The 19987-nt window shown below is 73.2% G+C and carries 21 protein-coding genes and 2 pseudogenes; 14 read left to right on the top strand and 9 right to left on the bottom strand.

Annotated features, from left to right (window positions below; all coding sequences use genetic code 11):
- The first annotated feature begins 29 nt into the window (after positions 1-29).
- The 4 genes and pseudogenes from ABD879_RS11490 to ABD879_RS11475 all read left to right on the top strand — a co-directional run.
- A complete protein-coding gene (locus tag ABD879_RS11490) occupies positions 30-1247 on the top strand; it encodes a hypothetical protein (RefSeq protein ID WP_345020324.1) in 1218 nt (405 codons plus the stop codon).
- A gap of 310 nt (positions 1248-1557) precedes the next feature.
- The gene (locus tag ABD879_RS11485; protein WP_345020322.1) at positions 1558-2451 is read left to right on the top strand and encodes a tetratricopeptide repeat protein; all 894 of its coding nucleotides are present in this window, start codon (positions 1558-1560) and stop codon (positions 2449-2451) included.
- On the top strand, positions 2448-3323 hold the full coding sequence (locus ABD879_RS11480) for an arylamine N-acetyltransferase family protein (protein ID WP_345020320.1): 876 nt from the start codon (positions 2448-2450) through the stop codon (positions 3321-3323). The genes ABD879_RS11485 and ABD879_RS11480 overlap by 4 nt, the downstream gene beginning before the upstream one ends.
- 19 nt (positions 3324-3342) lie before the next feature.
- Positions 3343-3597, top strand: a pseudogene (locus tag ABD879_RS11475) (hypothetical protein); the annotation flags it as partial.
- 4 nt (positions 3598-3601) lie between these two features.
- Here ABD879_RS11475 and ABD879_RS11470 read toward each other — a convergent pair.
- Complete coding sequence (locus ABD879_RS11470) at positions 3602-3913, bottom strand: hypothetical protein (protein WP_345020318.1); 312 nt, start codon at positions 3911-3913, stop codon at positions 3602-3604.
- Positions 3914-3992: 79 nt separating this feature from the next.
- A pseudogene (locus tag ABD879_RS11465) lies at positions 3993-4085 on the bottom strand (hypothetical protein); the annotation flags it as partial.
- 237 nt (positions 4086-4322) lie between these two features.
- Here ABD879_RS11465 and ABD879_RS11460 point away from each other — a divergent pair.
- Both ABD879_RS11460 and ABD879_RS11455 read left to right on the top strand, forming a co-directional pair.
- A complete protein-coding gene (locus tag ABD879_RS11460; protein WP_345020316.1) occupies positions 4323-4517 on the top strand; it encodes a hypothetical protein in 195 nt (64 codons plus the stop codon).
- 57 nt (positions 4518-4574) lie between these two features.
- Positions 4575-6038: an aminotransferase class I/II-fold pyridoxal phosphate-dependent enzyme gene (locus ABD879_RS11455; RefSeq protein WP_345020314.1), complete on the top strand. Its 1464-nt coding sequence runs from the start codon at positions 4575-4577 to the stop codon at positions 6036-6038.
- A gap of 259 nt (positions 6039-6297) precedes the next feature.
- Here the strand turns inward: ABD879_RS11455 and ABD879_RS11450 are convergent, their stop codons facing one another.
- A complete protein-coding gene (locus ABD879_RS11450; RefSeq protein ID WP_345020312.1) occupies positions 6298-8427 on the bottom strand; it encodes a catalase in 2130 nt (709 codons plus the stop codon).
- A 185-nt stretch (positions 8428-8612) separates the two neighbouring features.
- Between ABD879_RS11450 and ABD879_RS11445 the strand changes: the two genes are divergently transcribed.
- The gene (locus ABD879_RS11445; protein WP_345020310.1) at positions 8613-9677 is read left to right on the top strand and encodes a YihY/virulence factor BrkB family protein; all 1065 of its coding nucleotides are present in this window, start codon (positions 8613-8615) and stop codon (positions 9675-9677) included.
- A 209-nt stretch (positions 9678-9886) separates the two neighbouring features.
- On the opposite strand, the gene ABD879_RS11440 is transcribed toward ABD879_RS11445, so the two are convergent.
- The gene (locus tag ABD879_RS11440) at positions 9887-10909 is read right to left on the bottom strand and encodes a nitronate monooxygenase (RefSeq protein WP_345020308.1); all 1023 of its coding nucleotides are present in this window, start codon (positions 10907-10909) and stop codon (positions 9887-9889) included.
- A gap of 93 nt (positions 10910-11002) precedes the next feature.
- On the opposite strand from ABD879_RS11440, the gene ABD879_RS11435 reads away from it, so the two are divergent.
- Together ABD879_RS11435 and ABD879_RS11430 are read left to right on the top strand one after the other, a co-directional pair.
- The gene (locus ABD879_RS11435) at positions 11003-11392 is read left to right on the top strand and encodes a hypothetical protein (protein ID WP_345020306.1); all 390 of its coding nucleotides are present in this window, start codon (positions 11003-11005) and stop codon (positions 11390-11392) included.
- Positions 11374-11808, top strand: a complete 435-nt coding sequence (locus ABD879_RS11430; RefSeq protein ID WP_345020304.1) for a type II toxin-antitoxin system VapC family toxin — start codon at positions 11374-11376, stop codon at positions 11806-11808. The genes ABD879_RS11435 and ABD879_RS11430 overlap by 19 nt, the downstream gene beginning before the upstream one ends.
- Before the next feature lie 29 nt (positions 11809-11837).
- Here ABD879_RS11430 and ABD879_RS11425 read toward each other — a convergent pair whose 3' ends face one another.
- Both ABD879_RS11425 and ABD879_RS11420 read right to left on the bottom strand, forming a co-directional pair.
- Complete coding sequence (locus ABD879_RS11425; protein WP_345020303.1) at positions 11838-13091, bottom strand: cytochrome P450; 1254 nt, start codon at positions 13089-13091, stop codon at positions 11838-11840.
- Between the two features lie 63 nt (positions 13092-13154).
- Entirely contained in the window at positions 13155-13922 is a 768-nt protein-coding gene (locus tag ABD879_RS11420; RefSeq protein ID WP_345020301.1) for a crotonase/enoyl-CoA hydratase family protein, read from the bottom strand.
- Between the two features lie 121 nt (positions 13923-14043).
- Here ABD879_RS11420 and ABD879_RS11415 point away from each other — a divergent pair, with 121 nt between their 5' ends.
- Together ABD879_RS11415 and ABD879_RS11410 are read left to right on the top strand one after the other, a co-directional pair.
- Positions 14044-14835, top strand: coding sequence for a PaaX family transcriptional regulator C-terminal domain-containing protein (locus ABD879_RS11415; RefSeq protein WP_345020299.1), 792 nt, complete (start codon positions 14044-14046; stop codon positions 14833-14835).
- Positions 14836-14928: 93 nt separating this feature from the next.
- A complete protein-coding gene (locus tag ABD879_RS11410; protein ID WP_345020297.1) occupies positions 14929-16386 on the top strand; it encodes an amino acid permease in 1458 nt (485 codons plus the stop codon).
- Positions 16387-16405: 19 nt separating this feature from the next.
- Here the strand turns inward: ABD879_RS11410 and ABD879_RS11405 are convergent, their stop codons facing one another.
- The 3 genes from ABD879_RS11405 to ABD879_RS11395 all read right to left on the bottom strand — a co-directional run bounded on the left by ABD879_RS11405 (position 16406) and on the right by ABD879_RS11395 (position 17355).
- Positions 16406-16822, bottom strand: coding sequence for an acyl-CoA thioesterase (locus ABD879_RS11405; protein WP_345020295.1), 417 nt, complete (start codon positions 16820-16822; stop codon positions 16406-16408).
- Positions 16823-16936: 114 nt separating this feature from the next.
- Positions 16937-17095 (bottom strand): hypothetical protein, encoded by a 159-nt coding sequence (locus ABD879_RS11400; protein ID WP_345020294.1) that lies wholly within the window; start codon positions 17093-17095, stop codon positions 16937-16939.
- A gap of 113 nt (positions 17096-17208) precedes the next feature.
- Complete coding sequence (locus ABD879_RS11395) at positions 17209-17355, bottom strand: hypothetical protein (protein ID WP_345020292.1); 147 nt, start codon at positions 17353-17355, stop codon at positions 17209-17211.
- 320 nt (positions 17356-17675) lie between these two features.
- Here ABD879_RS11395 and ABD879_RS11390 point away from each other — a divergent pair, with 320 nt between their 5' ends.
- The 3 genes from ABD879_RS11390 to ABD879_RS11380 all read left to right on the top strand — a co-directional run bounded on the left by ABD879_RS11390 (position 17676) and on the right by ABD879_RS11380 (position 19661).
- The gene (locus ABD879_RS11390; RefSeq protein ID WP_345020290.1) at positions 17676-18272 is read left to right on the top strand and encodes a hypothetical protein; all 597 of its coding nucleotides are present in this window, start codon (positions 17676-17678) and stop codon (positions 18270-18272) included.
- A 115-nt stretch (positions 18273-18387) separates the two neighbouring features.
- Complete coding sequence (locus tag ABD879_RS11385) at positions 18388-19098, top strand: YcnI family copper-binding membrane protein (RefSeq protein ID WP_345020288.1); 711 nt, start codon at positions 18388-18390, stop codon at positions 19096-19098.
- On the top strand, positions 19095-19661 hold the full coding sequence (locus tag ABD879_RS11380) for a copper resistance CopC family protein (RefSeq protein ID WP_345020286.1): 567 nt from the start codon (positions 19095-19097) through the stop codon (positions 19659-19661). The genes ABD879_RS11385 and ABD879_RS11380 overlap by 4 nt, the downstream gene beginning before the upstream one ends.
- Positions 19662-19987 lie beyond the last annotated feature (326 nt).

Below are 19987 nucleotides of genomic sequence, written 5' to 3'. Positions count from 1 at the left end.
CGTCGGGGGGATCGCCTAGGTTGCTGCGCATGCCGCTACCCGACGCGCTGCGCACGCGGATGGCCGAGCCGGGCTTCTGGCCGCTGTTCTTCTTCGAGAACGGGCCCGAGGGGCCGGAGGACGAGCACCGGGTGCGGTTCGGCCTGGGCGACGGGTCTGCGCTCGTCCTCGACCTGCGTCTCGCCGACAGGTATGCCGGTTTGCGGCTCGCCGCGCCCAGCCTGCCCGAGCCGGCCGAACTGGGCTGGGACGACCTGGCGCACTTCCATCCGCATGTGCTGCGCTGGGCCGAGTCGGACCTTCTGGGCCGGGCGGTCGCGCTGCGCGATCCGGAGCTGCGGCATCCCGGGCCGCTGCTGGCGCTGCTGCTGCGGTTCGCCTTCCTGGACGGACGCGACGACCCCGACACGATCACGCCGCTGGTCGATGCGGCGTTTCGGCTGGTGCGTCCTCTGGACGACGGCGGCGGCGTCCGGCCTGAGACCCGCGACTGGTATGAGCTGCGGAATCTGAGCGGCTCGGGCCTGCGGTGGACGACCACGCCGGGCGGTCATCCCGCCGTCGCGCAGGACGACCACGTCAACGCGGACATCCCGCTCTCTTCGCTGCGCTCGCCTGGCGGCAGGGGGTTCCCGTTCGCGGAGTGGGCGGCGTTCACCGAACGTGCCGAGCAGATCGTCGCCGACGCCGTGGACGCCGCCCCGCTGGACGTCCCGGACGTGCGGGACGCCCTCGAACGCTGCACCGGCCCGCGCGGGCACCGGCATGTGGGCGCGCTCGCCGAGGCGTTGCGCGCCGCCGGGGGTGCGCATCCCGTGCTGGTGCGCGCGTTGGGGGAGCCGGTGAGCAGGGCGGAGTCGTGCTGGGCGGTGGAGGTGCTGGCCGGGATACCGCAGGGGACGCTGGTCAAGCGGTGGTTCGGCCGCAGTCCGCTGGCCGACGCGCGGTCTTGGGACTTGTCGCTGACCATCGAATATGAGGGCGGGTCCGACCCGTCCGAGGAACTGGCCGAGGATCTGCACGCGGCGCTCCAGCGGGCCGGGCTCGGCCGGGCGGTGATCAGCAGCACCTCTCGCCACTCTGACGGCGGTTCCCGGCGGGTCTCGACGAGCTTCGACGTCCGGGTGCGCGACGACCTGGAGGGCGGCGTCGCGCTGATCCGCGAGGCGCTCCACCGACACAATGCGGCCGCGAACGCGAGGTTGCGGCACTCGGCCGCGCCCTACGAGCCCGTCCCCCTGCACTGACGAAACCGCCCTCCGGCACCACACAGAAGGAGCACGCCGCTCCCACCCGCCGCACGGACGGCGGCACCCGGGCGGTCAGCCGCCGGTGCCCGCGCCGACGACACACACCCGGACACACCTCTCTCTGGTCATCTCTCCAGTCATCAAGGCCGCTCGCCGCCGAGTGGTCGGCCGTCGGCCCGCCTAATGGCGGCACCGGGGCCGTCAGCCGCCGGTCAACGCGGACGCGCCGCTGGCCCGCGCCCGCGCCGCCTGGTTCCTCACCTTCGCGTTCTGGGGGTACGGCGACCACGTCCGGCACCTTCGGCGGGTGGACGACGCGCTGGCCGTCTTCCGCGCGCACGGCGACACATGGGGCGAGGCGGCCGCGTTGAGCACCCGCGCCAAGCCGGCGATCGGCCGCGGCGACCTGGCGGGGCTGCGCCGCGACGCCGAGCGGGCCCTGCGCCTGTTCGCCGAGCTGGGCGACGAGTGGGGACGGCTGGAGGCCGCCCGCGCCCTCACCCACCGGGCCGAGATCACCGGCGACCACGCCGAGGCCGAGCGGCTCGTCCGGCAGGCCCTGCCGCTCGCCGAGGACCTGGGCATGTGGAGCGAGGTGTCGTTCCGGCTGTCGGCGCTGGGCCGGATCGCGCTGCTGACCGGCGACCTGGCGCGGGCCCGGGAGCTGCACGAACGGGCCCGGCGCCTGGCGGTGGACCGGTCGGCCAAGGCGGCGCAGGAGTTCGCCGAGATCGGGCTCGGCCTGGTGGCGCGCCGCGCGGGCGACCTGGCCGCCGCCGAGGCGCACCTGCGGGCGCCGCTGGAGTGGCTGCGGGGCGTCGGCGGGACGCCGGGCATCGCGCTCGTCATGGCCCAGCTCGGCTACATCGCCGAGGAGCGGGGCGACGCCGCCACCGCCCTGGCCCGCCACCGGGAGGCGTACGAGGCGGCCCGGTCCCTCGGCGACCCGCGCGCGATCGCGCTGGCGCTGGAAGGGCCGGCCGGGGCGTACTCGCCGGCGGGCGAGCACGCGCACGCGGCCCGGCTGCTCGGTGCGGCCGCCGCGGCGCGGGAGGGCGTCGGCGCGCCGCTGCCGTCCGCCGAGCGCGGCGATGTGGACCGCGCCGCCGCCCGCTGCCGGGCCGCCCTCGGTGCGGACGGTTTCGCCGCCGAGTTCGCTCGCGGGAATGCCGACCGTCAAATCACAGTTTTTCGGACATGACCTTCTCGACCGGTTGGGACGGCGACGCCCTCGATCTGGACACCTACCTGGGGCGCCTCGGCTTCGACGGCCCGGTGCCCCCTACGCTCGCCGCGTTGCGGGCGCTGCACCGCGCCCACGTCACGTCCATCCCCTTCGAGAACCTGGAGATCATGCTCAGCCGGGATGTGCCGCTCGACCTCGCCTCTTTGCAGGACAAGATGGTGCGCGGGCGGCGCGGCGGCTACTGCTTCGAGCACAACCGGCTGTTCGCGGCGGCGCTGGAGCGGCTGGGTTTCCGCTTCACCGCGCTGATCGGGCGCGTCACGATGGGCGCGGAGAACAAGATCCGGCCTGCCACGCATGCGCTGCTGAGCGTGCAGCCCGCCGACGACGACCGCGCCTGGCTGTGCGACGTGGGGTTCGGCGCCGGGCCGCTGGAGCCTTTGGAGTTCACCGACGGCGCCTCCGCCACCCAGGGCGAGGGCTGGCGTTACCGGCTGGAGCGGCTGGGGCCTGTGGACGAGCGTGTGCCGCATGTGGCGCTCTGGACGCTGTGGCAGGCGCCCGCCCCGGGCACGGCGGAGGACGAATGGGTCGATCGGCACAACTTCACCGATAGCCCGGCGTTCCCGATCGACTACGAGGTGGCCAACCACTACGTCTCGACGCACCTGCGTTCGCCGTTCACCAGCCGTCCGTTCGCGCAGCGCTACTCCGCCGACGCGCACCACGTGCTGGACGGGCTGACGCTGACCACGTTCCGTCCGGACGGCTTGGCCGACAAGCGCGAGCTGAGCCCGGGCGAGGTGGCGGACGTGCTGGCGGACGTGTTCGGGATCGTGCTGGACGAGGCCGACGCCGCCCGCCTGACGGCGTCGCTCTCCGGATGACCGGAGCCGCCCGCCGCCGGAGACGTTCGCCGACGCGCCGCTGGGCGCCGCCGGGCCCGCGCACTACCTGCTGGACCTGCGCGCCCCGGCGCCGGAGGCGGTGCGGAACTGGCCGGGGACGCCCGGCAGGGTGCGCACGATCGGGCCGGCCTACCGTCCCGAGGACGGCGCCGACCGCCACTCGTCCGGCGCCGGGCTGGGCGCGTGGTTCGACGCGGTGAGGCACTCGCAGCAGGTGACGCCCGTGCGCTGGCTGCCCGCGGGCGGCCGGTAGCGGCTCAGCCGAGGTCGAGGCGGGCGAACCGCAGGGCGTCGGCGGACGCGCGGTCGAACCAGTGGGCGTCGTCGGCCAGGCGCAGCAGCGGCCGCTCCTCGGCCAGGTCGGCGAGCAGGGTGAGCACCGCCAGCCCGACGAGGAACCGGTCCACGGTGCGGGGGCCGGCGGTCAGGCCGAGGGCGGCTGCGAGTGCTCGCGCCTGGGTCGGCGGGAGGGCGTCGATGCGGTCGAGATGCCGTCCGAGGAGCAGGTGCAGGGCCGCGTAGGGCATCGCGGCCTCGGTCTCCACGCCGGTGGCGCGCAGCACCCGCATGGCGGGCCGATCCGCCGGACTCGGACGCGGCGAGCGCCGCCGCGCGGTCGAGCAACGCGGATTTGCCGATTCCGGCCTCCCCGCGGACGACCAGGACGCCGCCGCGGCCGTCGCACGCCCGCCGCAGCAGCCGTTCGACCTCGGCGGTCTCCTCCGCCCGCCCGTACAGCATGCCGCCACATGACTCAGCCGGAACGACTCCGCGGACATGGCGGAATTCCGACGGCGTACCCGCCGGTAAATGAAGAATCTTCCATCTTCGGGCGTGCTGGGTTATCGTCCTCCCACACGGCCCGGTAGTGCAGCCCGGGGCGTGGAAGTCTAAGGGGCCTCGCCGCTCCCCCCACGGCGAGGCCCCGTCCCATGCACCCGGCAGGGTTGGATCCCTGCTGCCGGGTACCGGCTCATCATGACCGAACGCCGAAACGCCGCCGAAGATTCCCGGCCCCTTGCGGACCGGCGGGCCGAGGCCGGAGCCCCGCAGGAAGAGGACCACGACTTCGGCGACGAGCACACCGCCAGCTCCACCAAACCCCCGATCGCCGAGGCCGAGACCCCCGGCGGCGAGGACGAGGGGTACAGCCCGCAGACCGAAATACCGTGAATCCGCTTGCCGTGTGACCCGTGTTAGGGGTGTGGTCGCTGGGGAACACGCCGTCGCATGAACCACTCGGAGACCCCGGTGCTCGACGCGCTCGTCGCCTACCGGCGCCGACGCGAGCTGCCCTTCACACCGCCCGGGCACAAGTCGGGGCGGGGCGCCGATCCGCGGGTGCGGGAGGTCCTCGGCGAGGCGGTGTTCCGCTCTGACGTGCCCTCCGTCTCCGGCCTGGACGACCGCCGCTCCTCTTACCGCGTCCTGCGCAGGGCACAGGAGCTGATGGCCGACGCCGTGCGCGCCGAGAACGCGTTCTTTTGCACCTGCGGCGGCTCCCTGGCGATCGGGAGCGCGATGCTGTCGGTCGCCGGGCCCGGTGGGAAGCTGCTGGTCGGGCGGGACGCCCACAGGTCGGTGGTGTCCGGGCTCGTCCTCGGCGGGATCGAGCCGGTCTGGGCGGAGCCGCAGTGGGATCACGACCGGCATCTGGCGCACCCGCCGTCGGCCGAGGCGTATGCGCGGCTGTTCGCCGAGCACCCCGACGCGCACGGCGCCCTGGTGACCAGCCCCACCCCGTACGGCACCTGCGCCGACCTGGAGGCGATCGCCGACGTGTGCCACCGCTACGGGCGCCCGCTGATCGTGGACGAGGCGTGGGGGGCGCACCTGCCGTTCCATCCGGACCTGCCGACGTGGGGGATGGCCGCGGGCGCCGACGTGTGCGTCACCAGCGTCCACAAGATGGGCGGCGGGCCGTCGCAAGGGGCGGTGCTCCACCAGCAGGGCGGCCTGGTGGACCCGGCGGCGCTCAAGTCCCGCGCGGACCTGCTGGGCACCGCTCACCCGTCCGCGCTCGTGCACGCGGGCCTGGACGGCTGGCGCCGCCAGATGGTCGAACACGGCCGCGAGCTGCTGCAGCACGCCATCGACCTGGCCGCCGAGGTGCGCGAGGAGATCGTGCACATCCTCGGGGTGCACGCGGCGGGACCGGAGCTCGTCGGCCCCGGCCGCGCCCACGACCTGGACCCGTTGCACCTCGTGCTGGACCTGGCCGAGCTGGGCGTCAGCGGCTACCGCGCCGCCGACTGGCTGCGCGAGACGCACCGGGTCGCCGTGCATCTGGCCGACCACCGGCGGATCAGCGCCCCGCTCACCGTCGCCGACGGCAAGGAGACCGCCGACGCGCTGCTGACCGCCCTGCACGACCTGTCGCGGCACGCGCCCGCGCTGCGCGACGTCCCGCCGATCTACGTGCCCGCCCCGGCGGACCTGCGGCTGGAACAGGCGGTCCCGCCACGCGAGGCGTTCTTCGGCCCGGCCGAGCAGGTCCCCGCCGACCAGGCCGCTGGCCGGGTCGCCGCCGAGACGCTCACCCCGTCCCCGCCGGGCGTCCCCGCGGTACTGCCGGGCGAGCGGCTCACCGCCCCGATCATCGACTACCTGCGCACGGGCGTGGCCGCCGGAATGCTCGTCCCCGACGCCACCGACCCGACCCTGACCACCATCCGCGTCCACACCACCCCCTGACCCCGCCCGAACCTAGGGCCCCGCTGGACACCGTGCACCAGCTCACCGGCCCGGATCGAACCCGCTCGCGCATCAGGCGCTGAACCGCAGTGGGCACCGTGCACGTGCCGGGCCCCCGCGCGGGCATCGAACACTGCGTCTGCGCTGGACATCGGGCCCGCATGAAGAGCCGAGCCGGTATCAGCCACCGGGCCCGCGCCGGACACCGGGCCCGCGGTGGGCGCGGGGCCGGGCGTCCGGCGGGCGGAGGCGGCGTCGGTCAGGCGGAGACGTGGGACTTGTCGCGGGTCCAGTGGCGGTGTGCGGCGATGGCGTTGATCAGTTCGCGTTTGAAGTCGTCGTCCGGTCCGCCGGGGGCGCCCGCACCGCGTCGGGTGACCACGCCCTGGTCCACCTCGACCAGGCCCTCGGTGGCGATGTGCAGGGTGGACAGGCCGGCGCGGCCGAGCAGCTCGACACCGGCATCCAGGGCGCCGATCGCCTTGCAGTGCTTGTAGGTCTCGGCGACGAAGTGCAGCGCGTCGCCGTCCTCGGACAGGGTGCGCACGCTCTCCTCGCCGCCGGGGATCACCACCGCGTCGTACAGCACCGACGCCACGGTGGGCAGGGCGCGGGTCACCTCCACCTGGTCGCCGTCGGCGCTGCGCACGGCGCCGTCGTGGGCGGCGAGCACCTCGCAGACCGCGCCCTCCTCGGTGAGCGCCTCGCGGACGGCGTTGACATCGGCCGCCTCCACCCCGTCGGCCACCAGCATCGCGACCTTGCGCGCCTTGATCGTGTCGGCCGGGGAGTTGGCCTGGCTGAGCGCGGGCGAGCTGCGGCCGTGGTTGGCCGCGACCGGGGCCTTGGGCGGCTCCACGCCGATGCCCTCGGCGACCCGCGTGGCCAGGTCGTGGTCGACGTGGTTGAGCTGCTCCACGACGCCCTCCCGGATGTGCCGGTGCTCGACCTTGCCCAGCTCGAAGCGGAACGCCGAGACGATGTGCTCCTTCTCCCAGTCGCACATGCTGTTCCAGAACAGCGTGGCCTGGCTGTAGTGGTCGGCGAAGCTCTCGCTGCGCTTGCGGATCTTGGTGCCGTCCACCCGCTCCTGGTAGTGCCGGTACACCCCGTCGCCGTCGACGCCCGCGCCGATCGCCGGGCAGCCGCCCGACAGCGAGTTCTTGTGGTAGGCGGCCCGGCCCTGGTGGATCTGCGTCTGGTGGTAGGCGTCGCGGTGGTGGTTGCGCACCGGGGCCACCGCGCGGTTCACCGGCAGCTGCGTGAAGTTGGGCCCGCCCAGCCGGATCAGCTGGGTGTCCAGGTAGGAGAACAGCCGCGCCTGCAGCAGCGGGTCGTTGGTGAAGTCGATGCCGGGGACGACGTTGCCCAGGCAGAAGGCCACCTGCTCGGTCTCGGCGAAGAAGTTCTCCGGGTTGCGGTCCAGCACCAGCCGGCCGACCGGGCGCACCGGCACCTCCTCCTCCGGGATGATCTTGGTGGCGTCGAGCAGGTCGAAGTCGAACCGGTGCTCGTCGGCCTCGGGCACCAGCTGCACGCCCAGCTCGTACTCGGGGTAGTTGCCCGCCTCGATGGACTCCCACAGGTCGCGCCGGTTGAAGTCGGGGTCCTTCCCGGCGATCTTCTGGGTCTCGTCCCAGTCCAGGGAGTGGGTGCCGAGCTCGGGCTTCCAGTGGAACTTCACGAACGTGCCCCGGCCCTCGGCGTTGACGAGCCGGAAGGTGTGCACGCCGAAGCCCTGCATCATGGCGAAGCTGCGGGGCAGCGCCCGGTCGGACATCAGCCACATCATCATGTGCATGGTCTCGGGCTGCAGCTGCACGAAGTCCCACAGGGTGTCGTGGGCGGACGAGGCCTGCGGGATCTCGTTGTGCGGCTCGGGCTTGACCGCGTGCACGAAGTCGGGGAACTTGATGCCGTCCTGGATGAAGAACACCGGCATGTTGTTGCCGACCAGGTCGAAGTTGCCCTGCCGCGTGTAGAACTTGGTGGCGAAGCCGCGCACGTCGCGTACGGTGTCGGCCGACCCGCGGGACCCGGCGACGGTGGAGAACCGGACGAACACCTCGGTCTCCACGGAGGGGTCGCGCAGGAACTCCGCGACGGTGTACTCGGCGAGCGAGTCGTCGTACACGCGGAAGTGCCCGTAGGCACCGGCGCCGCGCGCGTGCACCACCCGTTCCGGGATGCGCTCGTGGTCGAAGTGGGTGATCTTCTCGCGGAAGTGGAAGTCGTCCATGATCGTGGGGCCGCGTTCCCCCACGCTGAGCGAGTTGTCGGTGTCGTCGACCCGGACGCCCAGGTCGGTGGTCAGCGCGGAGTCGCGCGGATCCACCCGGAATTCGTCGAGTTGCCGCTGTTTGTCGGCGCGGTCACCGGAGCTCGCCATGATCGTTGTCCTCAGCTCGTCGGATGTCGGTCGGTTGTCGCGCGCCGTACCCGACAAAACGCCCGATATACCGACAGACGCGATCAATCACATGAATGCCCGCATCGCCTGGCGCATCGCCCCCACCTCGCCGGGTAGGAGGACCCCCACACCCCGACACCGCCCCGTCCGAGAAGGATGACGACATGGCGAACAAGACCGGCGACGGCCCCTCGCGGAAGGCGCCGGACCGTCCCGCCCGGCTCGGCCGGGACGCCTGGTGGGGCGTCGCCAAACGCACCGTCCGCGAGTTCCGCGACGACAACCTGGTCGACTGGGCCGCCGCGCTCACCTACTACGGCGTGTTGTCGATCTTCCCCGCGCTGATCGTGGTGGTGTCGCTGGTGGGCCTGTCGGGCCAGTCCGGCACGCAGACGCTGACCGACAACATCCGGCAGCTCCCGTCGGGCCAGCCGCGCGACGTGCTGATCAGCGTCGTGGAGGGGCTGAGCGACACCGCGCCCACCGCCGGCGTGCTGGCCGCCGCGGGCCTGCTGGTGGCGCTGTGGTCGGCGTCCAAGTACGTGGCGGCGTTCATCCGCGCCGTCAACGCGGTGTACGACGTCCCCGAAGGCCGCCCCCTGTGGAAGCTGGCGCCGCTGCGGGTGGGGCTGACCCTGCTGATGGTCGTCCTGCTGGGCGCCAGCGCGCTCGCGGTGACGTTCACCGGACGCCTCGCCGAGCAGGCCGGCCGGATGCTGGGCCTGGGCTCGGCGTTCGTCACCGGCTGGAACTACGCCAAGTGGCCGGTGATCCTGCTGGTGGTGGTCATCGCGGTGGCGACCCTGTACTGGGCCGCGCCCAACGTCCGCCGGGGCTGGCGGTGGGTCACCCCCGGCAGCGCGCTGGCGATCGCGCTGTGGATCGTCGCGTCCGGCGGGTTCGCGGTCTATGTGGCGAACTTCGGCTCCTACAACGCCACCTACGGCGCGCTGGCCGGCGCCGTGATCTTCCTGGTCTGGCTGTGGATCTCCAACCTGGCCGTCCTGCTCGGCGCCGAACTGGACGCCGAACTGTCCCGCGCCCGGAAGATCGCCGCAGGCGCCCCCGAGACGGTCGAGCCCGTCGCCGAACCCCGCGACACCCGCAAATTCTCCCCCGCAGACCGCAAAGAGTACGCCGAACACTCCCGCAACGGACGCCCCGAGGACACGCACCCGCGTGATAAGCGGCCCCACAGCACGCACACCACCGGCAAACCCGCCCCATAACCGCCCGCCACCGTGGCAACGCTCCCCGCCACAGACGCGACAGGCGGCCCCGCGCCGCGCTTCCCGAGGACGCACCCCCGTGACGGGCAGCCCGCAGCAGGTACACCACACGTCCGCACGCTGACCACCCACCAGCGCGGCAACGATCGCGGCAGGCGGCTGCGTGATCACCTCGCGGCCCCCGCAACGGACGCCCCGCGGCGCGCGCCCTAACCGGCTGCCAGGGTGGCGACGATCTCGGAGGCGGGGGCGGCGGATGCCAGGCGGTAGGAGACGCCTGCCCACAGGTGCAGCGCGTCTGCGTCGCCCTGGGCGGCGGCCGCCTTGCGCAGCGGCGACGTCAGGTAGTGCACCTCCGGGTACGCGGCGGGCGCGTGCGCCGAGTGCTCGGTCAGGAACCGGTTGACCAGCCCACGGGCGGGACGTCCGCTGAACGCCCGGGTCAGGGCGGTCTGGGTGAAGCGGAGATCGGCCAGTGCCGCCTTGTGCACGGCGCTGGCGCCGCTCTCCGGGCAGCGCAGGAAGGCGGTGCCGAGCTGCGCCGCGTCCGCCCCGAGCGCGAGCACCTCGGCGACGTCCGCGGCCGTCCCCAGTCCCCCGGCTGCGATCAGCGGCTGCGCGGTGACCTCCCGCACGGCGGGCAGCAGTTCGCGCAGCGGTGTCCCGCCGTCGGTGTTGGTCCACGACCCCTGGTGACCGCCCGCCTCCACGCCCTGCACGCACAATCCGTCGGCGGCACCGGCGGCGCGGGCCTCGGCCACGGACGTCACCGTCACGATCACCACGGCGCCCCGCCGCTGGAACTCGCGGATCAGCGCCTCGCCGGGGCGGCCGAAGGTGAAGCTCACGACCGCGGGCGGGTCGGCCAGCAGATCCTCGATCTTGGCGTCCCAGCCGTCGGTCCGGTCCCCCGGCGCGCCCAGGCCCGCGCCGAGCCGCGCCGCTTCGGGCGCCAGCCGCGCCGCGTACGCGTCGAGGGCCGTCTCGTCCACGGCGTCGTGGGACGGCATGAAGACGTTCACCCCGAACGGCCGCGACGTCGCCGCGCGCGTCCGCTCGATCTCGTCCCGCATGGCGGCCGCGGTCTTGTACCCGGCGGCGAGGAACCCCAGCGCGCCCGCCTCGGCCACCGCCGCCACCAGTTCCGGCCGCGCGGCCCCGCCCGCCATCGGCGCCTGCACGACCCCCGTCTCGGGCACCCACCAGGCCCCGCCCCCACGCACACTCACCACACCCGCAACTTAACCTGCGCTCTCGACGGCAAAGGTTTCCGGGGACGGCTCAGAGCCCCTCGCCATGTTTACCACCGGCGGTAGCATGGTGATATGGCAGCACTGCCTTCCGAACACGACGCGCCACTGGCGCTATCCGCCTCCGCGCAGGATCGCATTCATGCACTTGAGAGGCTGCTGATCCTGTACGGCAGTTCCCAGCACGACGAGGCCATGTTCCGCCTGGCGGCCGCCTCGGGAGGTGATCCGCGTTCTCTCGGGCCGGCGCGGAAGGTCAGTGTGTCGCTGCCCGAGGGGTTGACCGAGGCTGTGCGCCAGCGTGTCGGCAAGGGCGAGTTCAGCCGGTATGTGGCGGCGGCCGTGGCTCGCCAGCTGGAGTCCGACCTGCTGGCCGAACTCGCCGCCGAACTGGAGGCCGAACACGGTCCCATTCCGGAGGAGTTCCTGGCCGAGGCACGGGACGCATGGCCGGACCACGACTAGCCACGGGCGGAACGCTCGTCCTCGACAGCGAGGGGCTGTCCAAGCTGGCGGCCGGCCATCCCCGCGCACGGGCCCATCTGGAGACGGCGCGGATGCGCCGGGCCCAGGTCGTGGTGAACGCCGTCACCCTGACCGAGGTGCTGCGGGGCGGGGCACGTGGCGCACGCGTGCACCGGGTGCTGTCCCGGCTGATCGCGTTGCCGGTGACCCCGGAACTCGCCCGCCGGGCCGGGGAGCTGCTCGGAGCCACCGGGCTATCGGGTCACCGGTGCGCCATCGACGCGCTGGTGGCCGTGACCGCGCTCAGCATGCCCCGCCCGGTCGTGCTGCTCACCAGCGACCCGGATGACCTGTCGCGGCTCGTGGAAGAGCCCGACCGCCCCAAGGATCAGCGCGTCGTCATCGTGCACGTGTGACCCTCGGGAGGGGCACACGTGCGCACGGGTCAGGCGGGCGTGAGCTTGTAGCGGATGGGGAGGTACTTGGGGCCGCCCACGAAGGTGGTGGCGACGTTCTCGGGTTCGCCCGCCAGTTCGATGGAGGTCAGGCGGGGGATCAGCTCCTCGAAGAAGGCGCGTGCCTCCATGCGGGCCAGGGCGGCGCCCAGGCAGTAGTGGACGCCGAAGCCGAACGCCAGGTGCTTGTTGGGGTCGCGGCCGACGTCGAAGCGGAACGGGTCGTCGAAGACGTCCTCGTCGCGGTTGGCCGAGGGGTAGGACAGCAGCAGCGCCTCGCCCGCGCGGATGGGGACGCCGCCCACCTCGCAGTCCTCGGCGGCGGTGCGCATGAACTCCTTGACCGGGGTGACCCAGCGGATCATCTCCTCCACCGCCGACGGCATCAGGTCGCGGTCCGCGCGCAGCCGGTCCAGCTGGTCGGGGTGCTCGATCAGGGCGCGCAGCCCGCCGGAGATCGTGGAGCTGGTGGTGTCGTGCCCGGCGGTCGCGATGAGCACGTAGTAGGAGGCGGTGTCGAGGTCGCTGAGCGGTTCGCCGTCGACGCGGGCGTTTGCGATCGCCGAGGCCAGGTCGTCGGTGGGGTGCGCGCGGCGGGACGCGGTGAGCTCGTTGAAGTAGGCGAAGAAGTCCAGCAGGACCTCCAGGCCCTCCACCGGGCTGTCGCCGCGCTGCAGGTCGGGGTCGGCGTTGCCGAACAGCTCCTGGGTGAGCTTGAGCATGCGGTCGAAGTCGGATTCGGGCAGCCCGAGCAGCGACAGGATCACATACAGCGGGTAGTGCACCGCGACCTGCTGGACGAAGTCGCACTCCCCGCCCAGTTCGAGCATGCGGTCGACGTAGCGGCGGGCCAGCTCCTTGACGCGGGGCTCCAGGGCGCGCATGGCGCGGGGCCGGAACCAGTCGGCGCCGATGGCGCGCAGCACGCGGTGGTCGGGGTCGTCGATGTGGACGAGGGTGCGCAGCCCGATGCCCTGTTCCGCGCGCTGCCGGTTGAGTTCGTCCATCTCGGCGGTGGCCAGCAGCGGGCGGGGCGCGTTCAGGAAGAGGCGGTGGTCGCGCTCGATCTCCATGATGTCGGCATGCCGGGTGACGGCCCAGAACGGGTTGTAGCCCGGCGCCTCCACCCGGTGCACCGGGGCCTCGCGGCGCAGCACGGCCAGCGCGGCGTGCAACCGGTCGTCGTCGGCGTACGCGGTGGGGTCGGCGAGGGCCAGGCCCGCCTCTTCAACGCTCGGAGTCATGACTCCCCTTCGTGTCCGTGCAGCCGCCCGTCAAGGACGCCAGCACCGCCGAATGTCATTCGGTCAAAGGTCGGTGAACGTGCCGTGGCGGCCGTGTCCGGCGGTGAACCGGGCGACCCCCTCGGCGGCGTCCGCCAGCGAACGCACGCCGTGCCCGTACTCCACCGCCAGCGCCTGCTCCTCGGCCAGGCCCTCGGTCTCCAGCGCCGCCAGGCGGTCGCCGCGCAGGCAGGTCTGCGGGAAGCGGGCGATCTCGGCGGCCAGGTCCTCGGCGGCCCGCCGGGACGTGCCCGGCGGGACGAGCCGGTTGGCCAGCCCGATGTCGTACGCCTCCTTCGCGGGCACCGGCCGCCCGGTCAGGATGAGGTCCATCGCCCGGCTGCGGCCGATCAGCCGCGACAGCCGGAACGTGCCGCCGTCGATCAGCGGCACGCCCCACCGGCGGCAGAACACCCCGAACACCGCATCGGACTCCGCCACCCGCAGGTCGCACCACAGCGCCAGCTCCAGGCCGCCCGCGACGGCATACCCGGCGACCGCCGCGATGACGGGCTTGCCCAGCCGCATCCGGGTGGGGCCCATGGGCCCGTCGCCGTCCGCCTCGACGCGGTTGCCGCGCGGCGTGCCGACCGCCTTGAGGTCGGCGCCCGCGCAGAACGTGCCGCCCTCGCCCCACAGCACGGCGACCGACGCGTCGGGGTCGGCGTCGAACTCGCGGAACGCGTCGGCGAGCTCGGCCGCGGTCGGGCCGTCCACCGCGTTGCGCACCTCCGGACGGGACAGGATCACCGTGGTGACCGGCCCGTCCCGCTCCACCCGCACAGCCGTCATGACGACCGACACTACGGGCCGCGGGTCCGGGGAGGAGGAGTTTCCGGACGGTGAGATCTGCCTGACCCGGGTGGTCAAGCGGCCGTCATGACACGGTCACGGGGGGTAATGTCTCGCCGACATGACGAACACCCTCGCCAAGGCGGTGAGTCTGCGACCGCTGACCGCCCGCTCGGTCGTCCTGAGCACCCTGCTGGGCCTGCATCCGCCTCGGCTGCGCGCCCGGCACCTGGTGCGCGTCGGGGCGCTGTTCGGCATCGCCGAGGGCACCGTGCGGGTCGCACTGTCGCGCATGGTGGCCGCGGGCGACCTGGTGCACGTCGACGGCGCGTACGAGCTGACCGAACGGCTGCTGCGCCGCCAGGCCCGGCTGGACGAGGCCCGCTCCCCGCGCACCCTGCCGTGGGACGGCACCTGGGAGATCGCCCTCGTCACCGCCGAACGGCGCCCCGCCGCCGACCGGGCCGCGCTGCGCCAGGCCATGCAGGCGCTGCGGATGGCGGAGCTGCGCGAGGGCACCTGGCTGCGGCCCGCCAACCTGGCCCGGCCCCGGCCCGACGTGGTGCTGCGGCAGTGCACGTACCTGCGCGGCCGTCCCGAGTGCGACCCGGCGGGGCTGACCGCGACGCTGTGGGACCTGGCCGCCTGGGCCGCCGACGCCGCCGTCCTGCTCGACGCGCTCGACCGCGCCACGTCCCTGGCCGACCGGTTCACCGTGTCCGCGGCGGTGCTGGGCCACCTGCTGCGCGATCCCCTGCTGCCGGACGAGCTGCTGCCCGCCGACTGGCCGGGGCCCGAGCTGCGCGCCCGGTACGCCCGGTGCGAGGCGCGGCTCGAACGGCTGCTCGCCGAATGCGTGCCGACCGGAGAGACGGCCGGAGAGGCGGCCGGCGAGCAGCTTGCCAAATCGTGATCTTTCCGGCATTGCCTTGGGCCGATCTCGGCGTCACCCTCCTCCCGTGACCGTGACCGCCGAAAACGAGCAGGTCACGCGAAGGAGGTAGACATGGCCGTGGCCCACAAGGCCCTGGGCGCGATGCTCCGCCGCAAACCGATCGAGCAGATCGACGACGAGGCCGCGACGAGCGGCCTGCGGCGCACTCTCGGACTCTGGCAGCTCACCGCGATCGGCGTGGGCGGCATCATCGGCGCGGGCATCTTCTCGCTGGCCGGCGCCGTCGCCAACGAGACCGCCGGACCCGGGGTGCTGATCTCATTCCTGATCGCGGGGGTGGCCAGCGCCGCCGCCGCGTTCTCCTACGCCGAGTTCGCCGGGCTGATCCCCCGCGCCGGATCGGCCTACACCTACGGGTACGCGGTGCTCGGCGAGTTCGCGGGCTGGGCCATCGGCTGGGACCTGCTGCTGGAGTACACCGCGATCGTGGCGGTGGTGGCCATCGGCATATCCGGCTACTTCAACGACCTGCTCGGCTTCCTGGACATCGACCTGCCGCTGTGGATGATGGGCGCGCCCGGCACCGAGCCCGAGGGCGTGGCGGGCGGCAGCTACAAGGTCAACCTGTTCGCGGTGCTGCTGTGCCTGCTCATCGCCTACGTGCTCAACCTGGGCATGAAGAGCGCCGCCCGGTTCGAGACCGCGCTGGTGTACCTGAAGGTCGGCATCGTGCTGCTGGTCATCGTGGTCGGCGCATTCAAGATCAAGACGGGGAACTACTCGCCGTTCCTGCCGTACGGGCTGGACGGCGCGTTCACCGGGGCCGCCACGGTCTTCTTCGCCGTCTTCGGCTACGACGCGATGTCGACCGCCGCGGAGGAGTCGCACGACGCCCGGCGGCACATGCCCAAGGCGATCGTCTACTCGCTGGCGATCTCGATGGTGCTGTACGTGCTGGCCTGCCTGGTGCTCACCGGCATGGTGGACTACCGCAGCATCGACCCCAACGCCGCGTTCTCCTCGGCGTTCGACGACGCGGGCCTGGAGACGGTCGGGTTCGTCATCGCGGTCGGCGCGATCCTCGGCATCCTGACCGTGCTGTTCACGTTCATGATGGGGGCGGCCCGGGTGTGGTTCTCGATGAGCCGCGACGGGCTGCTGCCGGGCTGGTTCGCCCGCACCCACCCCACCCGCAAGGTGCCGACCCGCATCACCTGGCTCCTCGGCGCGGGCTCGGCGCTGATCGCCGGGTTCCTGCCCATCGGGGAGGCCGCGGAGCTGACCAACATCGGCATCCTGCTGGCGTTCATCGTGGTGTGCGTCGCGGTGATCGTGCTGCGCTACCGGCGGCCCGAGCTGCCCCGGCAGTTCCGCACCCCGGGCATGCCGGTGGTGCCGGTCGTCGGGGTGGTGTTCTCGCTGTGGCTGATCACCTTCCTCAAGCACGAGACCTGGCTGCGGTTCGCCGCGTGGTTCGTGCTCGGCTGCGTGATCTACTTCGCCTACGGCCGCCGCCACTCGCTGCTGGCCCGCGGCGACGCCCCGGCTGAGAAGGCCGCCGGCGAGTAGCCGCCGTTCCCCGGGGCGGTCAGGCGGCGACGAGCCGGCCCATCTCGGCGCGGACCGCCTCGGGGATCTCCACCGGACGGCGGGCGTCCCGGTCGACGAACACGTGCACGAAGTGCCCCTCGGCGACCAGGGTGCCGTCCGACCGGTACATGCCGATCTCCCAGCGCACGCTCGACCGGCCGAGCTTGCCGATGCGCGCGCCCACGCTGATGGTGTCGGGGAACGACACCTCGGCCTTGTAGACGCAGTGCGACTCCACGCACAGCGCGATCGCCGGGCTGGTCGCGGGGTCGAAACCGGCCGCCTTGATCATCCACTCGTTGATGACGGTGTCCATCAGCGAGTAGTGGACGACGTTGTTGACGTGCCCGTAGAGGTCGTTGTCCTTCCACCGCGTGGGGACGGTCTCCCAGTGCGCGTACTCATCCCGGTTCACGGCGGCAAGTGTAGGAGCGGCCCGAAGCCCGCCCCGTGACGGGCCCATGCAGCGGCCCGGTGCGGCACAGGCCGTCCGCGTCCCCGTGCGGCGGGGACTGCGCGACGGGGGTGTTCAGTGGCGGTGGTGGCCGCCGCCGCGGAGGCGGGCCATCAGCCGGCGCACCTTCGCCTGGGTGCGGGGATCGCGCGCGTAGCGCTCGGCCTTGGCGCGCATCCGCCGTCCCTGCGGGCCGGTGGCGTACCGCCTGATCCGGTCGATGAGCGTGGGCATGTCTCCTCCTCGGGTCGGGTCCGGGAGGTCGCCGCCCGGTCGCCGCCGGGGGCGGCGGGTGGGGCACGGCGGGCGCCGCCCGAACCGTTCGGGGTCTGCCCGCCGTATCCCGGTCAATGCTTCTTGTTCACCTTCTTGAGAAGTCCGCGTACCTTCTCCTGGGTCTTGGGGTCGCGGGCCAGCTGTTCGGCCTTCTCTCGGGCCTTGCGGCCCTGCGGGCTGTCGGCGAGCTTCTTGAGCCGGTCGCTGAGCGAGGCCACGGTTTCCTCCTGCCGCCGGGCGGGCGTCTCACCTCGTCCAACGGGCCGCGGGCGCGGGCGGTTCCGCTGCGCAGAGTGACGGCGGTGTGCGCGGCCTCGGGCGGCGTCCCACGGAGCGGCGGCGGCGCGGGCAGGTGCCTGCCCGCGCTCGCGCGACGCCCCCGCCGGGGCGGGCGGGGGCGTTACCAGCACGGGACACTCACCCTACATGTTGATGCAGATCAACGCACTGGCACCAGATGTTGGGCATGTCGCGGAGTTTTCCGTTCACCAGGGCCCTCTTGGAGATGCCGACGCGGGGATGGGACGATAGCCCCGCAATGACCGCGCACCCGCCGAGCCCGTTCTTCCGCGTCTCGCGCGCGGTGGTGTTCGCCACCGTGTGCGTGTCGCTGTCGGCGCTCGGGCACGCGGCGACGTCACAGTTGGTGATCCCCCTGTGGGCGGTGCTCACCGGCTTCGGCGGCGTGCTGGCGGTGACGCTGGCGCTGGCGGGGCACGAACGCTCCCTCGCCACGATCCTCGGCGGACTGCTGGGCGGGCAGTTCGCGCTGCACTGCCTGTACGTGGGCGCCACGGCGCCCATGGAGCACCACCCGGCCGTGATGCCGCAGGACGCCGCGCACGGGTCGGGCGCGGGCATGACGCTCGCGCACGTGATCGCCGCCGTCGTGTCGGCCTGGTGGCTGCGGCGCGGCGAGCGCGCGGCGTGGTCCCTGGCCCGGCGGCTGCGGGCGGCGGCCGACCGTCCGGTGCGGCTGCTGCTGGCCCTGCTGCACGTCGAGCCCGCCGCACCGCCCGTCCGGACGCGTCCGGCGCCGGTGGACGACGAGTCGCCGCCCACCGACCGGGTGCCGCGGTTCCCGGTGGTGCGCCGGGGGCCTCCTCTCCGTTCGAGGGCGCTCGCCACCGGCTGACCGCCGGAGCTTGGCCGGGCGCCGTACGAGCCGTTGCACACCGGGAGCCGTCCGTACGGCGTCCCCGGTGCGTTCCCGCACGTCTCGAACGGAGTTCTTTCCGATGTCCCTTTCGATGTCCGTACGCGCGTTGCGGCATGCCCGCAGGGCCGCCGCGGTGGGCGGGCTGGCCGCCGTCTCGGTCGCCGCCCTGGCCGCCGCCGCGTCCGCGCATGTCACCGCCAACCCCCGGTCGGCCGAGCAGGGGTCGTACACCAAGGTGTCGTTCCGCGTGCCGAACGAGCGCGACAACGCCTCGACCACCGAGGTGCGCGTCGATCTGCCCACCGACCACCCGATCGCGCACGTGTCCGTCCGGCCCGCCCCCGGGTGGAAGGTCACCGTCGACAAGACCAAGCTGAGCACGCCGGTGAAGATCGAGGGCGGTGAGCTGTCGGAGGCGGTCTCCCGGATCACCTGGACCGGCGGCAAGATCGATCCCGGTCAGTTCGAGGAGTTCGACGTCTCGCTCGGGCCGCTGCCCACCGGTGTCGACCGGGTGCTGTTCAAGGCCGAGCAGAAGTACTCCAACGGCGAGGTCGTCACGTGGGACCAGGACCCGGGCACCGGCGCCGACGAGCCGGAGCATCCGGCGCCCGAACTTAAGCTGACCCCGAAGGCGGCCGCCACGCAGACCGCCGGCGCGGTCACCGCCAAGGCCGCCGACGACGACGGGTCGGCGTCCGACGGGACGGCGCGGCTGCTCGGCGGCCTGGGGCTGGCCGCGGGTGTGATCGGGGCCGGTGTCGGCGGGTTCGGCCTGGCACGAGGAAGGAGCCGGTCATGAGGGGGCTGCGGGTCCTGCTGGCGGGACTGGTCGCGGTGTTGGCCGTCGGGGTGGCGGCGCCGCCGGCGTCCGCGCACGACGCGCTGAAGGAGGCCAAGCCGGCGTCCGGCGACACGGTCGAGCCGCCGTCGGAGATCGTCTTGACCTACACCAACACCGTGCGGCTGCCGCAGGTGGTGGTGACGGACGACAAGGGCACGGCGGTGCAGTCGGGGGCGCCCGAGGCGTCCGACAACAAGGTCACCCAGGCGCTGAACGGGACGCTGCCCGACGGCGAGTACACCGTGGCGTGGCGGGTGGTCTCCAGCGACGGCCACCCGATCAAGGGCAGCTACAAGTTCACGGTCAAGGGCTCTCCGGCGTCCGCCGGGTCCCCCTCGCCCGCCGGGGCGGACGTGTCCGTCTCGTCGGCCCCCGCCCCGGCGGCTCCGTCGACGCAGGGCGCGAGCGGCGAGTCGGAGGAGGGCGGGTCGTCCGGCTGGCTGTGGATCGGCCTGGCCGCGGTGGCCGTCGCCGCCGTGGCGGGCGGCGTGGCCTGGGCCCGCCGCCCCCGCCAGAACTGATCCGGCCGCGAGCCGACGCGGACGCCCGCCCCGCCGCCCACGGCAGGGCGGGCGTCGCCTGTTCGGCCCCGGTCCCAGGAGCGCCGCCTGGAGACCCGCATGGCCGCGCGTAACCCCAGGACTCCATGTGCTCGTAGAGATCCCCTGCCCCGGGCGTCGCGCACCCCGCCGCCCGTCCGCAGCACGCCGGGCACGGCGCACGCCTTCCGCGCCTTCACGAGCGGCCTGCTCTCCGGCGTCCGCCAAGCCGAGCCCGGCCGGTGCGGATGACCGATAGGGTGCACGGGCTGGAGCGGCGGAAGTCGAGGGTCGATGCTGTTTCGATA

This window comes from Actinomadura keratinilytica (assembly GCF_039539665.1).
GTDB classification, from domain to species: domain Bacteria; phylum Actinomycetota; class Actinomycetes; order Streptosporangiales; family Streptosporangiaceae; genus Spirillospora; species Spirillospora keratinilytica.
Note: the sequence above shows the minus strand (reverse complement) of the source record. Positions and strands in the feature narration are given on the sequence as shown.

Excerpts from the sequence above, each read along its gene's own strand:
- ABD879_RS11450 (WP_345020312.1), bottom strand. The coding sequence starts at position 8,427 with ATGGCGAGCTCCGGTGACCGCGCCGACAAACAGCGGCAACTCGACGAA.
- ABD879_RS11390 (WP_345020290.1), top strand. The coding sequence starts at position 17,676 with ATGACCGCGCACCCGCCGAGCCCGTTCTTCCGCGTCTCGCGCGCGGTG.
- ABD879_RS11470 (WP_345020318.1), bottom strand. The coding sequence starts at position 3,913 with ATGCGGGTGCTGCGCGCCACCGGCGTGGAGACCGAGGCCGCGATGCCC.
- ABD879_RS11400 (WP_345020294.1), bottom strand. The coding sequence starts at position 17,095 with ATGCCCACGCTCATCGACCGGATCAGGCGGTACGCCACCGGCCCGCAG.
- ABD879_RS11460 (WP_345020316.1), top strand. The coding sequence starts at position 4,323 with ATGACCGAACGCCGAAACGCCGCCGAAGATTCCCGGCCCCTTGCGGAC.
- ABD879_RS11420 (WP_345020301.1), bottom strand. The coding sequence starts at position 13,922 with ATGACGGCTGTGCGGGTGGAGCGGGACGGGCCGGTCACCACGGTGATC.
- ABD879_RS11410 (WP_345020297.1), top strand. The coding sequence starts at position 14,929 with ATGGCCGTGGCCCACAAGGCCCTGGGCGCGATGCTCCGCCGCAAACCG.
- ABD879_RS11435 (WP_345020306.1), top strand. The coding sequence starts at position 11,003 with ATGGCAGCACTGCCTTCCGAACACGACGCGCCACTGGCGCTATCCGCC.
- ABD879_RS11490 (WP_345020324.1), top strand. The coding sequence starts at position 30 with ATGCCGCTACCCGACGCGCTGCGCACGCGGATGGCCGAGCCGGGCTTC.
- ABD879_RS11380 (WP_345020286.1), top strand. The coding sequence starts at position 19,095 with ATGAGGGGGCTGCGGGTCCTGCTGGCGGGACTGGTCGCGGTGTTGGCC.
- ABD879_RS11445 (WP_345020310.1), top strand. The coding sequence starts at position 8,613 with ATGGCGAACAAGACCGGCGACGGCCCCTCGCGGAAGGCGCCGGACCGT.
- ABD879_RS11480 (WP_345020320.1), top strand. The coding sequence starts at position 2,448 with ATGACCTTCTCGACCGGTTGGGACGGCGACGCCCTCGATCTGGACACC.
- ABD879_RS11385 (WP_345020288.1), top strand. The coding sequence starts at position 18,388 with ATGTCCGTACGCGCGTTGCGGCATGCCCGCAGGGCCGCCGCGGTGGGC.
- ABD879_RS11425 (WP_345020303.1), bottom strand. The coding sequence starts at position 13,091 with ATGACTCCGAGCGTTGAAGAGGCGGGCCTGGCCCTCGCCGACCCCACC.
- ABD879_RS11430 (WP_345020304.1), top strand. The coding sequence starts at position 11,374 with ATGGCCGGACCACGACTAGCCACGGGCGGAACGCTCGTCCTCGACAGC.
- ABD879_RS11455 (WP_345020314.1), top strand. The coding sequence starts at position 4,575 with ATGAACCACTCGGAGACCCCGGTGCTCGACGCGCTCGTCGCCTACCGG.
- ABD879_RS11415 (WP_345020299.1), top strand. The coding sequence starts at position 14,044 with ATGACGAACACCCTCGCCAAGGCGGTGAGTCTGCGACCGCTGACCGCC.